We start from the raw sequence: 15,024 nt of genomic DNA, 5'->3' as shown, positions 1-15,024 counted from the left end.
ATATAAGATGTCCCCCGCAACCGAATTGAGGGAGAATTGAGGTCGGAATGACCAGTTCCGGTAATAGCTCCTGGTTGATTATTTCCTATTTGTTACCTTCGTTGATCACGCAAAACGGTGGTTCGCTCCCTTAAACGGGCGCGGTGGCGAATGCTTGGCGGGTGGCACGCTGACTTGTCAAGAGGGCGCTGAATGGTTACGTCAGTACGCTGGACGCCAGTGGTCAGTGATGACCCCAGGGATTCGAACAGCGCAGGATTTACGGCTGTTTGTCCGACGTCGTCCGCACGCCGTGATTGACGCGGATGGCGAAGTCGCGGGCGGTACAGCAGCGAAGTACAGCAACCGCAGTAACCGCCCTCGTTCGACTGCATCTTTGTAGGGCCGCAGTTTGACCTGCATAGCCCTCATCGATCGATGCGCATATAGCTACGGATCAGAAGGTTGTGGCTAGGGCGTGTCCACTACGGGAGTCCCGCACTGTGGCCACGCTTGCTCTCGTTGACGGCAACGGCGCCGTGGCTGAGGTCCGTGAGAGTGCAGCGAAGCACACGCGCGCCTGATGGGTCGACGCATCCACCATCGTGAGGGCTGGCTGAGTAATGGTCTCGATCTGCCGGGGGGCAGGCTCCGGTCTCTGGGTGTCCGGGGTGGACTACATCTCCGGCTGGCGTGAGGCGCGTGAGGCTGGCGTGAGGCGCGTGAGGCTGCCGACCGGCTGAACCGCGCGCTCATGGGCGCGGGCTTGGAGCTGTCCGCCGTGCGGGCCGTCGCGTCCACGAACGAGGGGGGCGGAGGGTGCGGCTTACGGGCTGGCCGGCCGTCACTAACCGGCTCTCTGCGCTCCTGGAGGCACGCGCGGACAGCGATGGCGGTGCAGCGTGAGGGTTGGTTCCGCTGATGAAGTCTGAGTGAGGCCGGCGAATCCCCTGCTTGATGCGCCAGCCACAGAACGTCAGCCACGGCGATGCCGTGCGACGAACGAGCTGGCACGCGTGTGTCTCGCTCAGCCACCCACCGGCGGCGAGTTCGGCGTCCAGGGCGGCGCAGAGCCGGGAGACCTCACTCTTGGACATCCCGCTGTCCGCTCCCAAGGCCCTGACCAGGTCGTCCACGCTGCGAGCGGAGACGCCGTGAACATATCCATTTCGCCTGGTCAGCGACATAGCTTGGCAGTCTCCGCAGATGATGCGCAGAGAGGCGGCACCCCCGCACAGGGTGCCGCCTCTCTTTCGTGCGCCGGAGCCGCTGCCGATCGGTGAGGGTCGGGGACCAGCGGCGGCTCCGGGGTCCGGGAGCCCGGAGGGCCTAGCGGTGGTCGCTGCCCGCCGAGTTCGTCGCCGCGCGGCCCGCCTCCAGGCGGGCGACCGGGATGCGGAACGGGGAGCAGGAGACGTAGTCCAGGCCGACCTCGTGGAAGAAGTGGACGGACTCGGGGTCACCGCCGTGCTCGCCGCAGACGCCGAGCTTCAGGTCGGGACGGGTGCGCCGGCCCGCCTCCGCCGCCGACTTCACCAGGGAGCCGACGCCGTCCTTGTCGATCGTCTCGAAGGGGGAGACTCCGAAGATGCCCTTTTCGAGGTACGCGGTGAAGAAGGACGCCTCCACGTCGTCCCGGCTGAAGCCCCACACCGTCTGCGTCAGGTCGTTCGTGCCGAAGGAGAAGAACTCCGCCGCCTCGGCGATCTGGCCGGCCGTCAGGGCCGCCCGCGGGAGTTCGATCATCGTGCCGATCGCCAGCTTCAGCGACGTACCCGTCGCCGCCTCCACCTCCGCGACGACCTTGTCGGCCTCCTCGCGGACGATCTCCAGCTCCTGGACCGTGCCGACGAGCGGGATCATGATCTCCGCGCGCGGGTCGCCCTTCGCCGACTTGCGGGACGCCGCCGCCTCGGCGATCGCGCGGACCTGCATCGTGAACAGGCCGGGGATGACCAGGCCCAGGCGCACGCCGCGCAGACCCAGCATCGGGTTCTGCTCGTGCAGGCGGTGCACGGCCTGGAGCAGGCGCAGCTCGTTCTCGTGCGGCTCCTGGCGGGACTCGGCCAGGGCCACGCGGACCGAGAGTTCCGTGATGTCGGGGAGGAACTCGTGCAGCGGGGGGTCGAGGAGGCGGATGGTGACGGGAAGGCCGTCCATCGCCTCGAAGAGCTCCACGAAGTCCTTCTTCTGGAGCGGCAGCAACGCCTTCAGGGACTCCTCGCGCTCCCCCTCCGTGTCCGCCAGGATCAGGCGCTCGACCAGCTCACGGCGGTCGCCGAGGAACATGTGCTCCGTGCGGCACAGGCCGATGCCCTGGGCGCCGAAGCGGCGGGCGCGCAGGGCGTCCTCGGCGTTGTCGGCGTTGGCGCGCACCCGCAGGCGGCGCTTGCGGTCGGCGAAGGCCATCATGCGGTGGACGGCCTCGACCAGCTCGTCCGCGTCGTCGGCGCCGGGGTGCATCCGGCCCTCGAAGTACTCCACCACGGGGGACGGGACCACCGGGACCTCGCCCAGGTAGACCTTGCCCGACGAGCCGTCGATCGAGATCACGTCGCCTTCCTCGACGACGTGGCCGCCGGGGACCGTCATCCTGCGGCGCTTGGTGTCGACCTCCAGCTCCTCCGCGCCGCACACACAGGTCTTGCCCATGCCGCGCGCGACCACGGCCGCGTGGGACGTCTTGCCGCCGCGCGAGGTGAGGATGCCCTCCGCCGCGATCATGCCGTCCAGGTCGTCCGGGTTCGTCTCGCGGCGGACCAGGATGACCTTCTCGCCCGAGCGGGACCACTTCACGGCCGTGTAGGAGTCGAAGACCGCCCTGCCCACCGCGGCGCCAGGAGAGGCGGCGATGCCGCGCGCGACCTTCTCGACCTTCGCCTGCTCGTCGAAGCGCGGGAACATCAGCTGGGCCAGCTGGGCGCCGGTGACGCGCTGGAGCGCCTCCGTCTCGTCGATCAGGCCCTGGTCGACCAGCTGGGTCGCGATGCGGAAGGCCGCGCCCGCGGTGCGCTTGCCGACGCGGGTCTGGAGCATCCACAGCTGACCGCGCTCGATGGTGAACTCGATGTCGCAGAGATCCTTGTAGTGGTTCTCCAGGGTCTCCATGATCTGCATGAGCTGGTCGTACGACTTCTTGTCGATCGACTCCAGCTCCGCGAGGGGGACGGTGTTGCGGATGCCCGCGACCACGTCCTCGCCCTGGGCGTTCTGCAGGTAGTCGCCGTAGACGCCCTGGTGGCCGGAGGCGGGGTCACGGGTGAAGGCCACGCCGGTGCCGGAGTCCGGGCCCAGGTTGCCGAAGACCATCGAGCAGACGTTGACGGCCGTACCGAGGTCGTGCGGGATGCGCTCCTGGCGGCGGTAGAGCTTGGCGCGGTCGCCGTTCCACGAGTCGAAGACCGCCTTGATGGCGAGGTCCATCTGCTCGCGCGGGTCCTGCGGGAAGTCCCGGCCGGCTTCCGTCTTGACGATCTTCTTGAACTTGGTGACCAGCTTCTTCAGGTCGGCCGCTTCGAGGTCCGTGTCGACGGTGACCTTCTTGGCCGCCTTGGCCGCGTCGAGGGCCTCCTCGAACAGCTCGCCGTCGACGCCGAGGACGGTCTTGCCGAACATCTGGATCAGGCGGCGGTAGGAGTCCCAGGCGAAGCGGTCGTCGCCGGCCTGCTTGGCCAGGCCCTGCACCGACTTGTCGGAGAGGCCGATGTTCAGGACCGTGTCCATCATGCCGGGCATGGAGAACTTGGCACCCGAGCGGACGGAGACCAGCAGGGGGTTGTCGGCCTGGCCGAGCTTCTTGCCCATGCGGGACTCGAGGGCGTCGAGGTGCGCACTCACCTCGTCACGCAGTGCCGCGGGCTCCGCACCGCTCTCCAGGTAGACCTTGCAGGCCTCGGTGGTGATGGTGAAGCCGGGAGGGACCGGAAGACCGAGGTTGGTCATCTCGGCGAGGTTGGCGCCCTTGCCGCCGAGGAGGTCCTTGAGGTCCTTGTTGCCCTCGGTGAAGTCGTAAACGAACTTCACTACGTGGGGTTCTTTGTTTTCCGACACGGGTCTCGACTCCTTGAGGCCACGGTGGCTGCCCTGACGGCCAGGAACATACCCAGATCGAAGGCGCATGGGTACGTCCACTTGCGCGTCATGCGCCTGTAACCACTCGTCCGCCAGCGGATCGAAAGTCAAAGCTTGGCAAGCCAAGACAGGCGCATGTTTTCACTTCTTGAACGCATACACCTCCCCAGGGACGGGTTTTCCGCTCATATGAGCACCCCTCGACACGTCTGATTTCGATCGATGAACGATCACGGGGTGGCACCGAGTGCCACCCCTTGGAGAAGTGCAGCCGCTCAAGATCCGCTCATCTGAGCGCAACCCTTATCAAGGGTGGCGAGAATCACGCTGCCACAGCGCGCCGGATTTCACCATGCGGACGCGGGAACGGGAGGAGAACACCGACGTCACACGCCCAGCGCCAGCAGCCGCTCCTCGGCCCGCTCCGGCGCGTAGAGGTGTTCCACGACCAGCGCCCCCGCTCCGATGAGCGCGGCCCGCTCCCCCAGCCGGGAGGTGACGACGTCCAGGTGGGCCGTGGAGCGCGGCAGCGCCCGCTGGTAGAGCAACTCGCGCACACCGGTGAGGAACGGGGTGCCGGCCAGGTCGCCCGCGATCATCAGCACGCCCGGGTTGAGCAGGGTGACGACGGTGGCCAGGACGTCCCCCACCTGCCGGCCCGCCTCCCGGGCCAGCGCCGCCGCCCCCGGATGCCCGGCGGCCAGCAGGTCCCGTACGTCCGCGCCGGAGGCGGCCGGCACCCCGCTCTCCGCCAGCCTCCGGGCCACGGCGCCCCCGCTCGCGACGGCGGCGAGACAGCCGTACGAACCGCAGCGGCACAGCGCGTCCGTGCCGACCCGGATGTGCCCGATGTCGCCCGCGCCGCCGTCGATCCCCCGGTAGATCGCGCCGTCCACCACCACCCCGGCGCCGATGCCCGTGGACACCTTGACCAGCACGAAGGCCGCGCAGCCCGGATGTCCGGCGCGCTGTTCGCCGTAGGCCATCAGGTTGGCGTCGTTGTCCACCAGGACGGGGAGCGGGCCGGCGCCGGTGTGCTCGGTGAAGGCGCGGGAGAGGCGGCCCCGTATGTCGTAGCCGTCCCAGCCCGGCATCATCGGCGGCTGCACCACCCGGCCGGTCGCGCTGTCCACCGGGCCGGTCACGGCGAGTCCGATGCCGCAGACGTCCGCCGCCGCGCGGCCCGCCTTCTCCAGCAACTCACCGAACCAGTGGCCGAGTTCGCCGAGCACGGCCTCCGGTCCGTCCTCGACGACCAGGGTCCCCGAGTGCTCGGCGAGGATCTCGCCGGTCAGTGTGAGGACGGCCACGCGGGCGTGCCGGGTGTCCAGGTCGCCGGCGAGGACGACGGCATGGGAGCCGTCGAACTCCAGGGTGATGGAGGGGCGGCCGCCGAGCGGCGAGTCGACCGGGCCGCCGGCGCCCTCGCGCAGCCAGCCGGCCCGGAACAGCCGGTCCAGGCGCTGGCCGACGGTCGCACGGGAGAGTCCGGTCGCCTGCTGGAGGGCGCCGCGTGTCACGGCCCGTCCGCTGCGGACGAGTTCGAGCAGCTCTCCCGCGCCGGCCTGGCCGCCGGCTCTGACGGTCCTTCCCGGACGTCCGGTCATGCGCACCCCCTTGTGTTTCCCAAGCCTGCATTACATAGTGAGTTTTGCGTGTTAAATAGACGTAACTCTACGGTCGTTGCCACCGAACCCGGCCGGGCCGGCCGGGTGTCTTCGTCTTCGGGGAGCCCCGAGTGGATCGCAGCACGCAGCTCACCGCCCGTCCCACGGAGTACGAGAACGCATACGACCCCCCGGCCCCCGGCACGTCGCTGCGCGTCGCAGCGGCCCGGGTGCTCGACGCGAACTGGACGGGCCGCTCCACGGTCCCCTCCCGGAACCTGTATCCGCACCAGTGGTCCTGGGACAGCGCGTTCATCGCGATCGGACTCCGGCACCTCTCACCCCTGCGGGCCCAGACGGAGCTGGAGACGCTGCTGGCCGCCCAGTGGGCCGACGGGCGCGTCCCGCACATCGTGTTCAACCCCTCCGTACCGCTCGACGCCTACTTCCCCAGCCCCGACTTCTGGCGCTCCGTCACCGCGGGCCGCACGGCCGGCGCCCCGCGCACCGTACAGACGTCGGGCATCGTGCAGCCACCGGTGCACGCGCTGGCGGCCTGGCTGGTGCACCGCGCCGACCCCGGTCTGTCCCGCTCGCGCGGCTTCCTGGCCCGGGTCCACCCGCACCTGGCCGCCTGGCACCGCTATCTGCTGCACCGGAGGGACCTGGGAGGCGCGGGGCTGGTGTCGGTCGTCCACCCGTGGGAGCAGGGCATGGACAACAGCCCGTGCTGGGACGCCCCGCTCGCCCGGATCACGCCCGCCCCGGCCCGCTCCTTCCGGCGCGCCGACCTCGACCACGGCGCGCCCGAGGACCGGCCGACGGATCTGGACTACGGGCGCTATGTGCGGCTGGCCGCCGACTACCGGGACGGGGGGTACGCCGACGGCGGCGGGGAGTTCACGGTCGAGGACCCCGCCTTCAACGCCCTGCTCATCGCCTCCGAACACGCGCTGGCCCGGATCGCCGAGGAACTGGGCGCGTCGGGCACCGCCCGGCACGCGCGCGCCGAACGGCTGACGGCGGCGCTGGTGGAGCGGCTGTGGGACCCGGCGGCGGGCATGTTCCTGTGCCGGGACCTGCGGGCCGCACCGCACGGTGGGAGCCCGGTCCGCGGCGGCGGCGATCGCGGCGACGCGGGAGACGGACCGGGCGAGGGCCCCGCACCGGCCCGGCGAGCACACGACCCCGGACCGACCCCACGAACACACAGCCCCGGACCGGCCCCGCAAACGCACGGCCCCGGACCGGCCCCGCAGGCACCCGGCCCCGGGCAGGCCCGCGCGCACGGCGCCTTCGGCCTGATCCGCGAGCGGAGTGTCTCCGGCCTGGTGCCGCTCCTCCTCCCCGGTCTGCCGCGCGAGATCGCCACCACGCTCGTCCGCACCCTGTGCGGGCCCCATTTCGGGCTCGGCGAGCGCACCCGGCTCGTCCCCAGCTACGACCTCCTCGGCGAGGCCTTCGACCCGCACCGGTACTGGCGCGGCCCGGCCTGGTTCAACACGAGCTGGCTGCTGGAGCGGGGGCTGCGCGTGCACGGCGAGCGGGAGCGGGCCGACGCGCTGCGCGCGGCCGTGCTGCACCTCGCCGAAGCCACCGGTTTCGCGGAGTATGTCGACCCCCGCACCGGCGAGGCCTGCGGCGCGACCGGCTTCGGCTGGACCGCCGCGCTCGCCCTCGACCTGCAACACGAGCTGCACCAAGAGCTTCTCAAGGGCGCCCGCGAGGGCGTGTCCAAGCCGGCCACCGGCACGTTCGACAGAAAAGACGAAGGAGGCGACCGGGGATGACGGACCGGCATCATCTGCTCGTGCGCGGGGCGACGTTCGCCGCCGTGGGCGACCGGGGCGACATCAGCGGGGTCCGGGGCGGCGGCTCCCCGGACGGCTTGTTCGTACGGGACGCCCGGCACCTCAGCCGCTGGCAGCTCACCGTCGACGGCGCCGTGCCCGAGGTGCTCACCCCGGTCGCCGACGGCGACGCGGCCCGCTGTGTGCTGGTCCCGCGCGGCGGCCGGCAGGAACCCCCCGCGCACACGCTCTTCCGCCACCAGGCCGTGGGCGACAGCTCCTTCGTCGAATCGCTCCGGGTGACCAGCAACCGCCCGGTGCCGACGACGGTCCGCCTCGCCATCACCGCCGACGCCGACTTCACCGACCAGTTCGAGCTGCGCTCCGACCACCGCACCTACGCCAAGGCGGGCGCCGTACGCTCCCGTGAGGTCCTCGACGACGGCATCGAGTTCACCTACCGTCGCGCCGAATGGCGGTCCTGTACGACCATCACGGCCGACCCCGCCCCCGACGCCGTGGAGGAGACCGGTACCGGCGCCCGCCGCCTGGTGTGGGCCCTCGACCTCGAGCCGCACGGCACGGCCGAGCTGGTGCTGCGCGTCATCGCCCGCCCGCACGGCGAGAAACGCGCCCTGCGCGTGCCCCGCGACCCCGCGTCCGTGAACGATCAACTCCTCGGTGCGGAAGGGGAGTTCATGGAGGGTGTGGCCTTCCCCACCGGCTGGCCGGAACTGGCGGAGGCCTGCGCGCGGGGCCTCGCCGACCTGGCCGCGCTCCAGGTACCGGCGACCGGACCGGACGGCGAGGAACTGCGCGTCCCGTCCGGCGGCGCCCCCTGGTTCCTCACCCTCCTCGGCCGGGACGCCCTGCTCACCTCCCTGTTCGCGCTGCCGTACCGCCCGGAACTGGCCGCCGCCACGCTGCCCGCGCTCGCCGCGACCCAGGCGACCGGTACCGGTATGTCCCCGGTCGCCCAGCCCGGCAAGATCGTCCACGAGGTACGGCACGGCGAGCTGGCGCACTTCGGGCAGGTGCCGTTCCGGCGGTACTACGGCTCGGTCGACGCGACCCCGCTGTTCCTGGTCCTGCTGGGTGCGTACGTCGAACAGACCGGGGACACCGGACCGGCCCGCCGCCTGGAGCCCCACGCCCGGGCCGCCGTCGGCTGGATGCTCGACCACGGCGGCCTGACCTCGCGCGGCTACCTCGTCTACCGCGCCGACGAGGGCGGCCTCGCCAACCAGAACTGGAAGGACTCCCCCGGCGCGATCTGCTGCGCCGACGGCACCCGGCCCACCGGCGCGGTGATGGCGGCGGGCGCGCAGGGCTACGCCTACGACGCGCTGCGCCGCACGGCGTGGCTGGCGCGCACGGCGTGGGGCGACGAGACGTACGCGGCCCTGCTGGAGCAGGCGGCGGCCGATCTCCGGGACCGCTTCCAGCGGGACTTCTGGATGGAGGAGCACTCCTTCCCGGCGCTCGCACTGGACGGGGAGGGCCACCAGATCGACGCGCTGGCCTCCGACGCCGGGCACCTGCTGTGGTCCGGGCTGCTGGACAAGGAGTACGGCGAGGTGGTGGGCCGGCGGCTGCTGGAGCCGGACTTCTTCTCCGGGTGGGGGGTGCGGACGCTGGCCGCGGGGCAGGCGGCGTACCACCCGCTGTCCTACCACCGGGGTTCTGTGTGGCCCCATGACAACGCCCTGATCACGTTGGGGCTCGCGCGGTACGGGTTGCACGACGAGGCCCGGACGGTGGCGCATGCGCTGGTGGACGCGGCCGTGGTGGCGGGGTACCGGTTGCCGGAGGTGCTGGCCGGGTACGGGCGGGACACGCATCCGGAGCCGGTGCCCTATCCGCATGCGTGTGTGCGGGAATCCCGGTCGGCTGCGGCGCCGCTCGCTCTGCTGACGGCGGTGGGCGGGGTCTAGGTGTATTGATCACGAGCGTTGTTAACGCTGGTGATCAATACACCTAGCGCCGTCGCGGCTCGTGCGGGTGGGTCGCCGCGGGTCGTGTGTGGTTGCTCGCGCCCACGCGGCGGAGCCGCATGCCGGCACCGCCCCGCGCCCCTTCAGGGCCCTGTATTTGCCCGGTGTTTGCTCAGGGCCCTGAACAGGGGTTGCGGGGTGGCCGTACGGAGTGGCGTCACGGTGTCGTACGGAAGGACCCTCGGGTGTCTCAGGACACGAGCACGCGCCAGCTGGAAGCCGATGCGCCGGAAGACGACGCCTCCGCCGACGTTGTCGCGCCCACTCCCCGCCCCTCCCAGCGCCCCTGGACCGTGCTGTCGGCGCACGTCCGGCGCTGGCGCGGCACGCATCCCGCAGCCACCCGAGCCCTGTCCGTCACGATCACCGTGCTCGCCGCCGCTCTCGTCGTCGCCGCGCTCGTGATGCCGGACTCGGTGGTGCGGCTGGGGCCCGGGAAGTTCTTCCGCATACCGGCCGAAGCCGTCATCGGCGCGGCGGTGATGCTCGCGCTGCCGCGCCGGCCACGGGTGGTGCTGGCCGCCGTGTCCGGGGTGGCGCTGGCCGCGATGACCGTGCTGAACGCCCTCGACATGGGCTTCAACCAGTACCTCGGCCGCCCCTTCAACGTGATCCTCGACTGGAGCCTGTTCGGTGACGCGGAGTCGTATCTGGAGGACTCCCTCGGCCGTACGACCACCGTCGCCGCCGTGGCCGGTGTGATCGCGGCGGTCCTGCTGCTGTGCGTGCTGCTGGCGCTGTCCATGGTCCGGCTGAGCAACCTGCTCGCCCGGCACGCCGGTGTCGCGACCCGGGGCACGTTGATCGCCGGTGTCGTCTGGATCACCTGCACCTCGCTCGGCCTGCAGATCTCCGGCGTGCCGATCGCCTCCGACACCACCGCGGCGGCGCTGAAGACCCAGGCCCGGCGCATCTCCGACACCCTCAGGGACGAGGCGGAGTTCCGGAAGGTGGCCAAGGTCGACGCCTTCGGCAACACCCCGGGCAGCCAGCTGGTCCCGGCTCTGCGCGGCAAGGACATGGTCTTCACGTTCATCGAGAGCTACGGCCGCAGCGCGGTCGAGGACCCGATCATGGCGCCCGGTGTGGACAGCACGCTCGACGCCCGTACCAAGGCGCTGGCCAAGGCCGGGTTCCACGCCAAGAGCGGCTGGCTGACCTCGGCGACCTACGGCGGCAGCAGCTGGCTCGGTCACTCCACGACCATGTCCGGCCTGTGGATCAGCAACCAGCAGCGCTACCGCACGGTCATGGCCAGCGACCACCTCAGCCTCACCGAGGCGTTCAAGAAGACCGGCGCGTTCGACACGGTCGGGGTCATGCCGGGTGTGCAGAAGGCGTGGCCGGAGCAGAAGTGGTACGGCCTCGACAAGGTCTACAACGCCTTCGAACTCGGCTACAAGGGACCGAAGTTCAGCTGGTCCACCATGCCCGACCAGTACGCGCTGCAGCAGTACCAGGACCGGGTGCACAGCAAGAAGCCCGCCGACGGCAAGGCGCGCATGTCCCTGCTGATCCTCACCTCCAGCCATCAGCCGTGGGCGCCGATCCCGAAGATGGTCGGCTGGGACCAGCTGGGCGACGGCTCGATCTTCAAGGGCATCCAGGCGGCGGGCAACAAGCCGGCCGACGTCATCGCCGACACCACCAAGTCCCGCCAGGAGTACGGCAAGACGATCCAGTACTCGGTGACCGCGCTGACCCAGTGGCTGGAGCGCTACGGCTCCAAGGACACCGTCCTGGTCTTCCTCGGCGACCACCAGCCGATCGCCCGGGTCAGCGGCAACCACGCCAGCCGTGACGTGCCGGTCTCGATCGTCGCCAAGGACCCGAAGGTGCTGGACAGGATCGCCGGGTGGGGGTGGACGGACGGTCTGCGCCCGGCCCACGACGCCCCGGTCTGGAGGATGAGCGCGTTCCGCGACCGCTTCCTGACGGCCTACGGCTCGACCCCGCACCCGAAGAAGGGCTGATCAGCCGCCGGAGGTGTCCAGTTCCGCGTCCTCGCTCACGCCCGCGCAGTCGTACGGGTCCTTCAGCCAGCCGTCCGGCAGCACCACCCGGTTGTTGCCGGACGTACGGCCGCGGGGCCCGTCCGCGCCGGCCGGCCACGGCTGGTCGAGGTCCAGCTCGTCCAGCCCCGCCCGCAGCTGGGCCAGCGAGGAGGTGACCGCGAGCCGCTTGCGCATCTCCGAGCCGACCGCGAAGCCCTTCAGGTACCAGGCCACGTGCTTGCGGAAGTCGACGACACCCTTGGACTCGTCGCCGGTCCACTCGCCGAGGAGGGTGGCGTGCCGGACCATGACGTCGGCCACCTCGCGCAGGGCCGGGCGGGCGAAGGACGTGCGCCCCTCGAAGGCCGCCACGAGGTCCGCGAACAGCCACGGCCGGCCCAGGCACCCGCGCCCGACGACCACCCCGTCGCACCCGGTCTCGCGGACCATCCGCAGGGCGTCCCCGGCCGACCAGATGTCGCCGTTGCCGAGCACCGGGATCTCCGGGACGTGCTCCTTCAGCCGGGCGATGGCCTCCCAGTCGGCGGTGCCGCCGTAGTGCTGGGCGGCCGTACGGCCGTGCAGCGCGATCGCGGTGACGCCCTCCTCGACGGCGATGCGGCCGGCGTCGAGGTAGGTGATGTGATCGTCGTCGATGCCCTTGCGCATCTTCATCGTCACGGGCAGGTCACCGGCGCCGGAGACGGCCTCGCGCAGGATCGCCCGCAGCAGGTTCCGCTTGTACGGGAGGGCCGACCCGCCACCCTTCCTGGTGACCTTCGGGACCGGGCAGCCGAAGTTCAGGTCGATGTGGTCGGCGAGGTCCTCCTCCGCGATCATGCGGACGGCCTTGCCGACGGTCGCCGGGTCGACGCCGTACAGCTGGATCGAGCGCGGCTGCTCGCTGGCGTCGAACCTGATCAGCTGCATGGTCTTCTCGTTGCGCTCGACCAGAGCCCGGGTCGTGATCATCTCGCTCACGAACAGGCCCTTGCCGCCGCTGAACTCCCGGCACAGGGTCCGGAAGGGCGCGTTGGTGATCCCCGCCATGGGTGCGAGCACGACGGGCGGCGTCACGGCGTGCGGGCCGATGGAGAGCGGGTGGGTCATCGTCAGGGCTCCGGGACGGACGTACGGCACAGGGGCGAGCCCCCATTGTCCCTCACCCGTCCGCCAGCTCCGCCAGCCGCTCCAGCCGCTGCTCGGTCTCCTCGTCGGCGGGGATGTACGCGACCACCCGGTGGGCCGGTGACTGCGGGGCCAGCCACATGGTGCGGTGCTCCAGGCGGACCAGGCCGACCACCGGGTGCCGGTACCGCTTGACGTGCGGGGACAGCGGCGCGACCTCGTGCCGTTCCCACAGCGCGCGGAACTCCTCGGAGGCCGCCAGCAGCCGGTCCCGGTGCTCCTTCCACACGGGCTCGGCGACGTGCTCGGCCATGGCCGTCCGGTACTTGGCGATCAGGTCGCGCAGCATCTCGTCCCGGTCGAGGAAGTCCCGCTTCCAGCGCTCGCTGGTGGTCAGCAGCCACAGGCAGTTCCGGTCGGCCACGGGCAGCTCGGTGAGGTCGCCGAAGAGCTGGGCGAAGGGGCGGTTGGCGGCGAGGACGTCGTAGCGGGCGTTCTGCAGGGAGGCGGGGTAGGGCGCGAGCCGTTCGACGACCTTTCGCGCGGTTGCGGAGACGACCGGGCACTCGGGGTCGACGCGCGGGTCCGCGGTCCCGGCGAGGGCGAAGAGGTGGGCGCGCTCGGCGGGGTCCATGAGCAGGGCGCGGGCGACGGCGTCCAGTACCTGCGCGGAGACATGGGTGGCGCGGGCCTGCTCGATCCACGTGTACCAGGTGACGCCGACGGCGGAGAGCTGGGCGACCTCCTCGCGGCGCAGGCCGGGGGTGCGCCGGCGCGGGCCGCGCGGCAGGCCGACCTGCTCCGGGGTGACGCGCTCGCGGCGGCTGCGCAGGAAGGCGGCCAGTTCCCGGCGCCGGATGTGCTGCGCCCTGGGCTGCTCGGTGCGGTGTTCCGGCGCTGCGATGGTCATGCACCAAGGGTGCCGTCCCGTCGTACCCGGATTCCAGTTGGTGCCGGTACCTGGATGACCACCGCCTGGTACCCGGCTGGGAGCTGCCGGAGAGTCGGGGCGTGACCATGACGACGACCTCTTCCCGGACGGCAGCCCCGCCCCGCGGCCTCACTGCCCTCGGCCTCCTCACCCTCCTTCTCGGGACCGCGCTGCCGATGATCGACTTCTTCATCGTCAACGTCGCCCTGCCGACGATCGAGCATGATCTGCACGCCCCGCCGGCCACGCTGGAGATGGTGGTGGCCGGGTACGCGGTGGCGTACGCCGTGCTGCTGGTCCTCGGTGGCCGGCTCGGCGACACCTACGGCCGGCGGCGGCTGTTCCTGTGGGGCGTGACCGCCTTCGGGCTGACGTCGCTGGCCTGCGGACTCGCGCCGGGCGCCTGGTGGCTGGTGGCGGCGCGGGCCGCGCAGGGCGCCGCGTCGGCGGCGCTGCTGCCGCAGGTGCTGGCCACCATCCACGCGACGACGTCCGGTGAGCGGCGGGTCCGGGCGGTCGCCCTGTACGGCTCGGTCGGCGGGGTGTCCGTCGTGCTCGGGCAGGTGCTGGGCGGGGTGCTGGTCGCCGCGGATCCGGCGGGCACCGGCTGGCGTGCGGTGTTCCTGGTGAACGTGCCGGTGGCCGCCGCCGCCCTGGTCTGTGCCCTGCGGTCGGTACCGGACAGCCGGGCCGAGCGGCCCGCGCGCGGTGACCTCGCCGGTACGGCGCTGCTGGCGGCCGCGCTGATCGCGCTGCTGCTGCCGCTGACCGAGGGCCGGGCGGCGGGCTGGCCGCTGTGGTCGGTGCTGCTGCTGTGCGCGGCGCCGCTGCTCGCGGCGGGGTTCTACGGCGTGGAGCGGCGCGGCGAGCGGGCCGGCGCCAGCCCTTTGCTGCCGCCGTCCCTGCTCACCGCCCCGGAGGTCCGCCGGGGCCTGCTGCTGGGGCTGCCGGTGTTCGTCGGCTTCGCCGGCTGGATGTTCGTGAGCGCGGTGACCCTGCAGCAGGGCCTGGGTTACGGGGCCCTGCGGGCGGGGCTGACGCTGGTGCCGATGGGGGTGGCGCAGTTCGCCGCGTCGATGCTGGCGCCGCATGCCGCACGGCGGTTCGGCGGGCGGACGGTGACACTGGCCGCGGCGGTGCACGTCGTGGGCCTGGTGGCGGTGACGGCGACCGTGCTCCTGGGCCCCTGGCCCCGGCTGAGCCCGCTCGCGCTCTCCCCCGGCCTGGTGCTGTGCGGGCTCGGCCAGGGGCTGCAGCTGCCGCTGTACTACCGGATCCTGCTGGCGGCGATCCCGGCGCGGCTGGCGGGTGCGGGCAGTGGGCTCGCGGCCACGTTGCAGCAGTCGTGTCTGGCGGTCGGGGTGGCGACGCTCGGTTCGCTGTTCCTGTCCCTCGTGCCCGGTCTCGGCATGCGTCAGGCGCTGGCGGTGGTGCTGGCGGTGCAGGCGGCGGGTTTGCTGGGGCTGGGGTGGCTTGGCCTGCGGCTGCCCCGGGTACTGGGATAGCCGCCGGCAGGAGCCACCGCGATGA

At 71.6% G+C, this 15,024-nt stretch carries 8 protein-coding genes and 1 pseudogene; 4 read left to right on the top strand and 5 right to left on the bottom strand.

Annotated elements, in window-relative coordinates:
* Positions 1–1,025: 1,025 nt before the first annotated feature.
* The 3 genes and pseudogenes from ACWC94_RS05235 to ACWC94_RS05225 form a co-directional block, all read right to left on the bottom strand.
* Positions 1,026–1,142: pseudogene (locus tag ACWC94_RS05235) on the bottom strand (transposase); the annotation flags it as partial.
* Positions 1,143–1,308: 166 nt separating this feature from the next.
* On the bottom strand, positions 1,309–4,029 hold the full coding sequence (gene ppdK, locus ACWC94_RS05230) for a pyruvate, phosphate dikinase (protein ID WP_450795007.1): 2,721 nt from the start codon (positions 4,027–4,029) through the stop codon (positions 1,309–1,311).
* 407 nt (positions 4,030–4,436) lie between these two features.
* Positions 4,437–5,657, bottom strand: a complete 1,221-nt coding sequence (locus ACWC94_RS05225; protein WP_450795006.1) for an ROK family protein — start codon at positions 5,655–5,657, stop codon at positions 4,437–4,439.
* A gap of 131 nt (positions 5,658–5,788) precedes the next feature.
* Between ACWC94_RS05225 and ACWC94_RS05220 the strand changes: the two genes are divergently transcribed.
* The 3 genes from ACWC94_RS05220 to ACWC94_RS05210 all read left to right on the top strand — a co-directional run bounded on the left by ACWC94_RS05220 (position 5,789) and on the right by ACWC94_RS05210 (position 11,414).
* The gene (locus ACWC94_RS05220) at positions 5,789–7,447 is read left to right on the top strand and encodes an MGH1-like glycoside hydrolase domain-containing protein (RefSeq protein ID WP_450795005.1); all 1,659 of its coding nucleotides are present in this window, start codon (positions 5,789–5,791) and stop codon (positions 7,445–7,447) included.
* Positions 7,444–9,381, top strand: a complete 1,938-nt coding sequence (locus ACWC94_RS05215) for an amylo-alpha-1,6-glucosidase (RefSeq protein ID WP_450795004.1) — start codon at positions 7,444–7,446, stop codon at positions 9,379–9,381. The genes ACWC94_RS05220 and ACWC94_RS05215 overlap by 4 nt, the downstream gene beginning before the upstream one ends.
* A 245-nt stretch (positions 9,382–9,626) precedes the next feature.
* On the top strand, positions 9,627–11,414 hold the full coding sequence (locus ACWC94_RS05210; RefSeq protein WP_450795003.1) for a CDP-alcohol phosphatidyltransferase: 1,788 nt from the start codon (positions 9,627–9,629) through the stop codon (positions 11,412–11,414).
* Here ACWC94_RS05210 and dusB read toward each other — a convergent pair whose 3' ends face one another.
* Entirely contained in the window at positions 11,415–12,545 is a 1,131-nt protein-coding gene (gene dusB, locus ACWC94_RS05205; protein ID WP_450795002.1) for a tRNA dihydrouridine synthase DusB, read from the bottom strand.
* A 52-nt stretch (positions 12,546–12,597) separates the two neighbouring features.
* Positions 12,598–13,473: a helix-turn-helix transcriptional regulator gene (locus tag ACWC94_RS05200; protein ID WP_450795001.1), complete on the bottom strand. Its 876-nt coding sequence runs from the start codon at positions 13,471–13,473 to the stop codon at positions 12,598–12,600.
* Between the two features lie 107 nt (positions 13,474–13,580).
* Here ACWC94_RS05200 and ACWC94_RS05195 point away from each other — a divergent pair, with 107 nt between their 5' ends.
* Positions 13,581–14,999 (top strand): MFS transporter, encoded by a 1,419-nt coding sequence (locus ACWC94_RS05195; RefSeq protein ID WP_450795031.1) that lies wholly within the window; start codon positions 13,581–13,583, stop codon positions 14,997–14,999.
* Positions 15,000–15,024: the final 25 nt, after the last annotated feature.

The organism is Streptomyces sp. NPDC001135, from assembly GCF_053598395.1.
This window is presented reverse-complemented; position numbering and strand designations above follow the sequence as displayed.

Coding starts and splice junctions, on each gene's coding strand:
- dusB (WP_450795002.1), bottom strand. CDS start 12,545: ATGACCCACCCGCTCTCCATCGGCCCGCACGCCGTGACGCCGCCCGTC.
- ACWC94_RS05195 (WP_450795031.1), top strand. CDS start 13,581: ATGACGACGACCTCTTCCCGGACGGCAGCCCCGCCCCGCGGCCTCACT.
- ACWC94_RS05200 (WP_450795001.1), bottom strand. CDS start 13,473: ATGACCATCGCAGCGCCGGAACACCGCACCGAGCAGCCCAGGGCGCAG.
- ACWC94_RS05225 (WP_450795006.1), bottom strand. CDS start 5,657: ATGACCGGACGTCCGGGAAGGACCGTCAGAGCCGGCGGCCAGGCCGGC.
- ACWC94_RS05215 (WP_450795004.1), top strand. CDS start 7,444: ATGACGGACCGGCATCATCTGCTCGTGCGCGGGGCGACGTTCGCCGCC.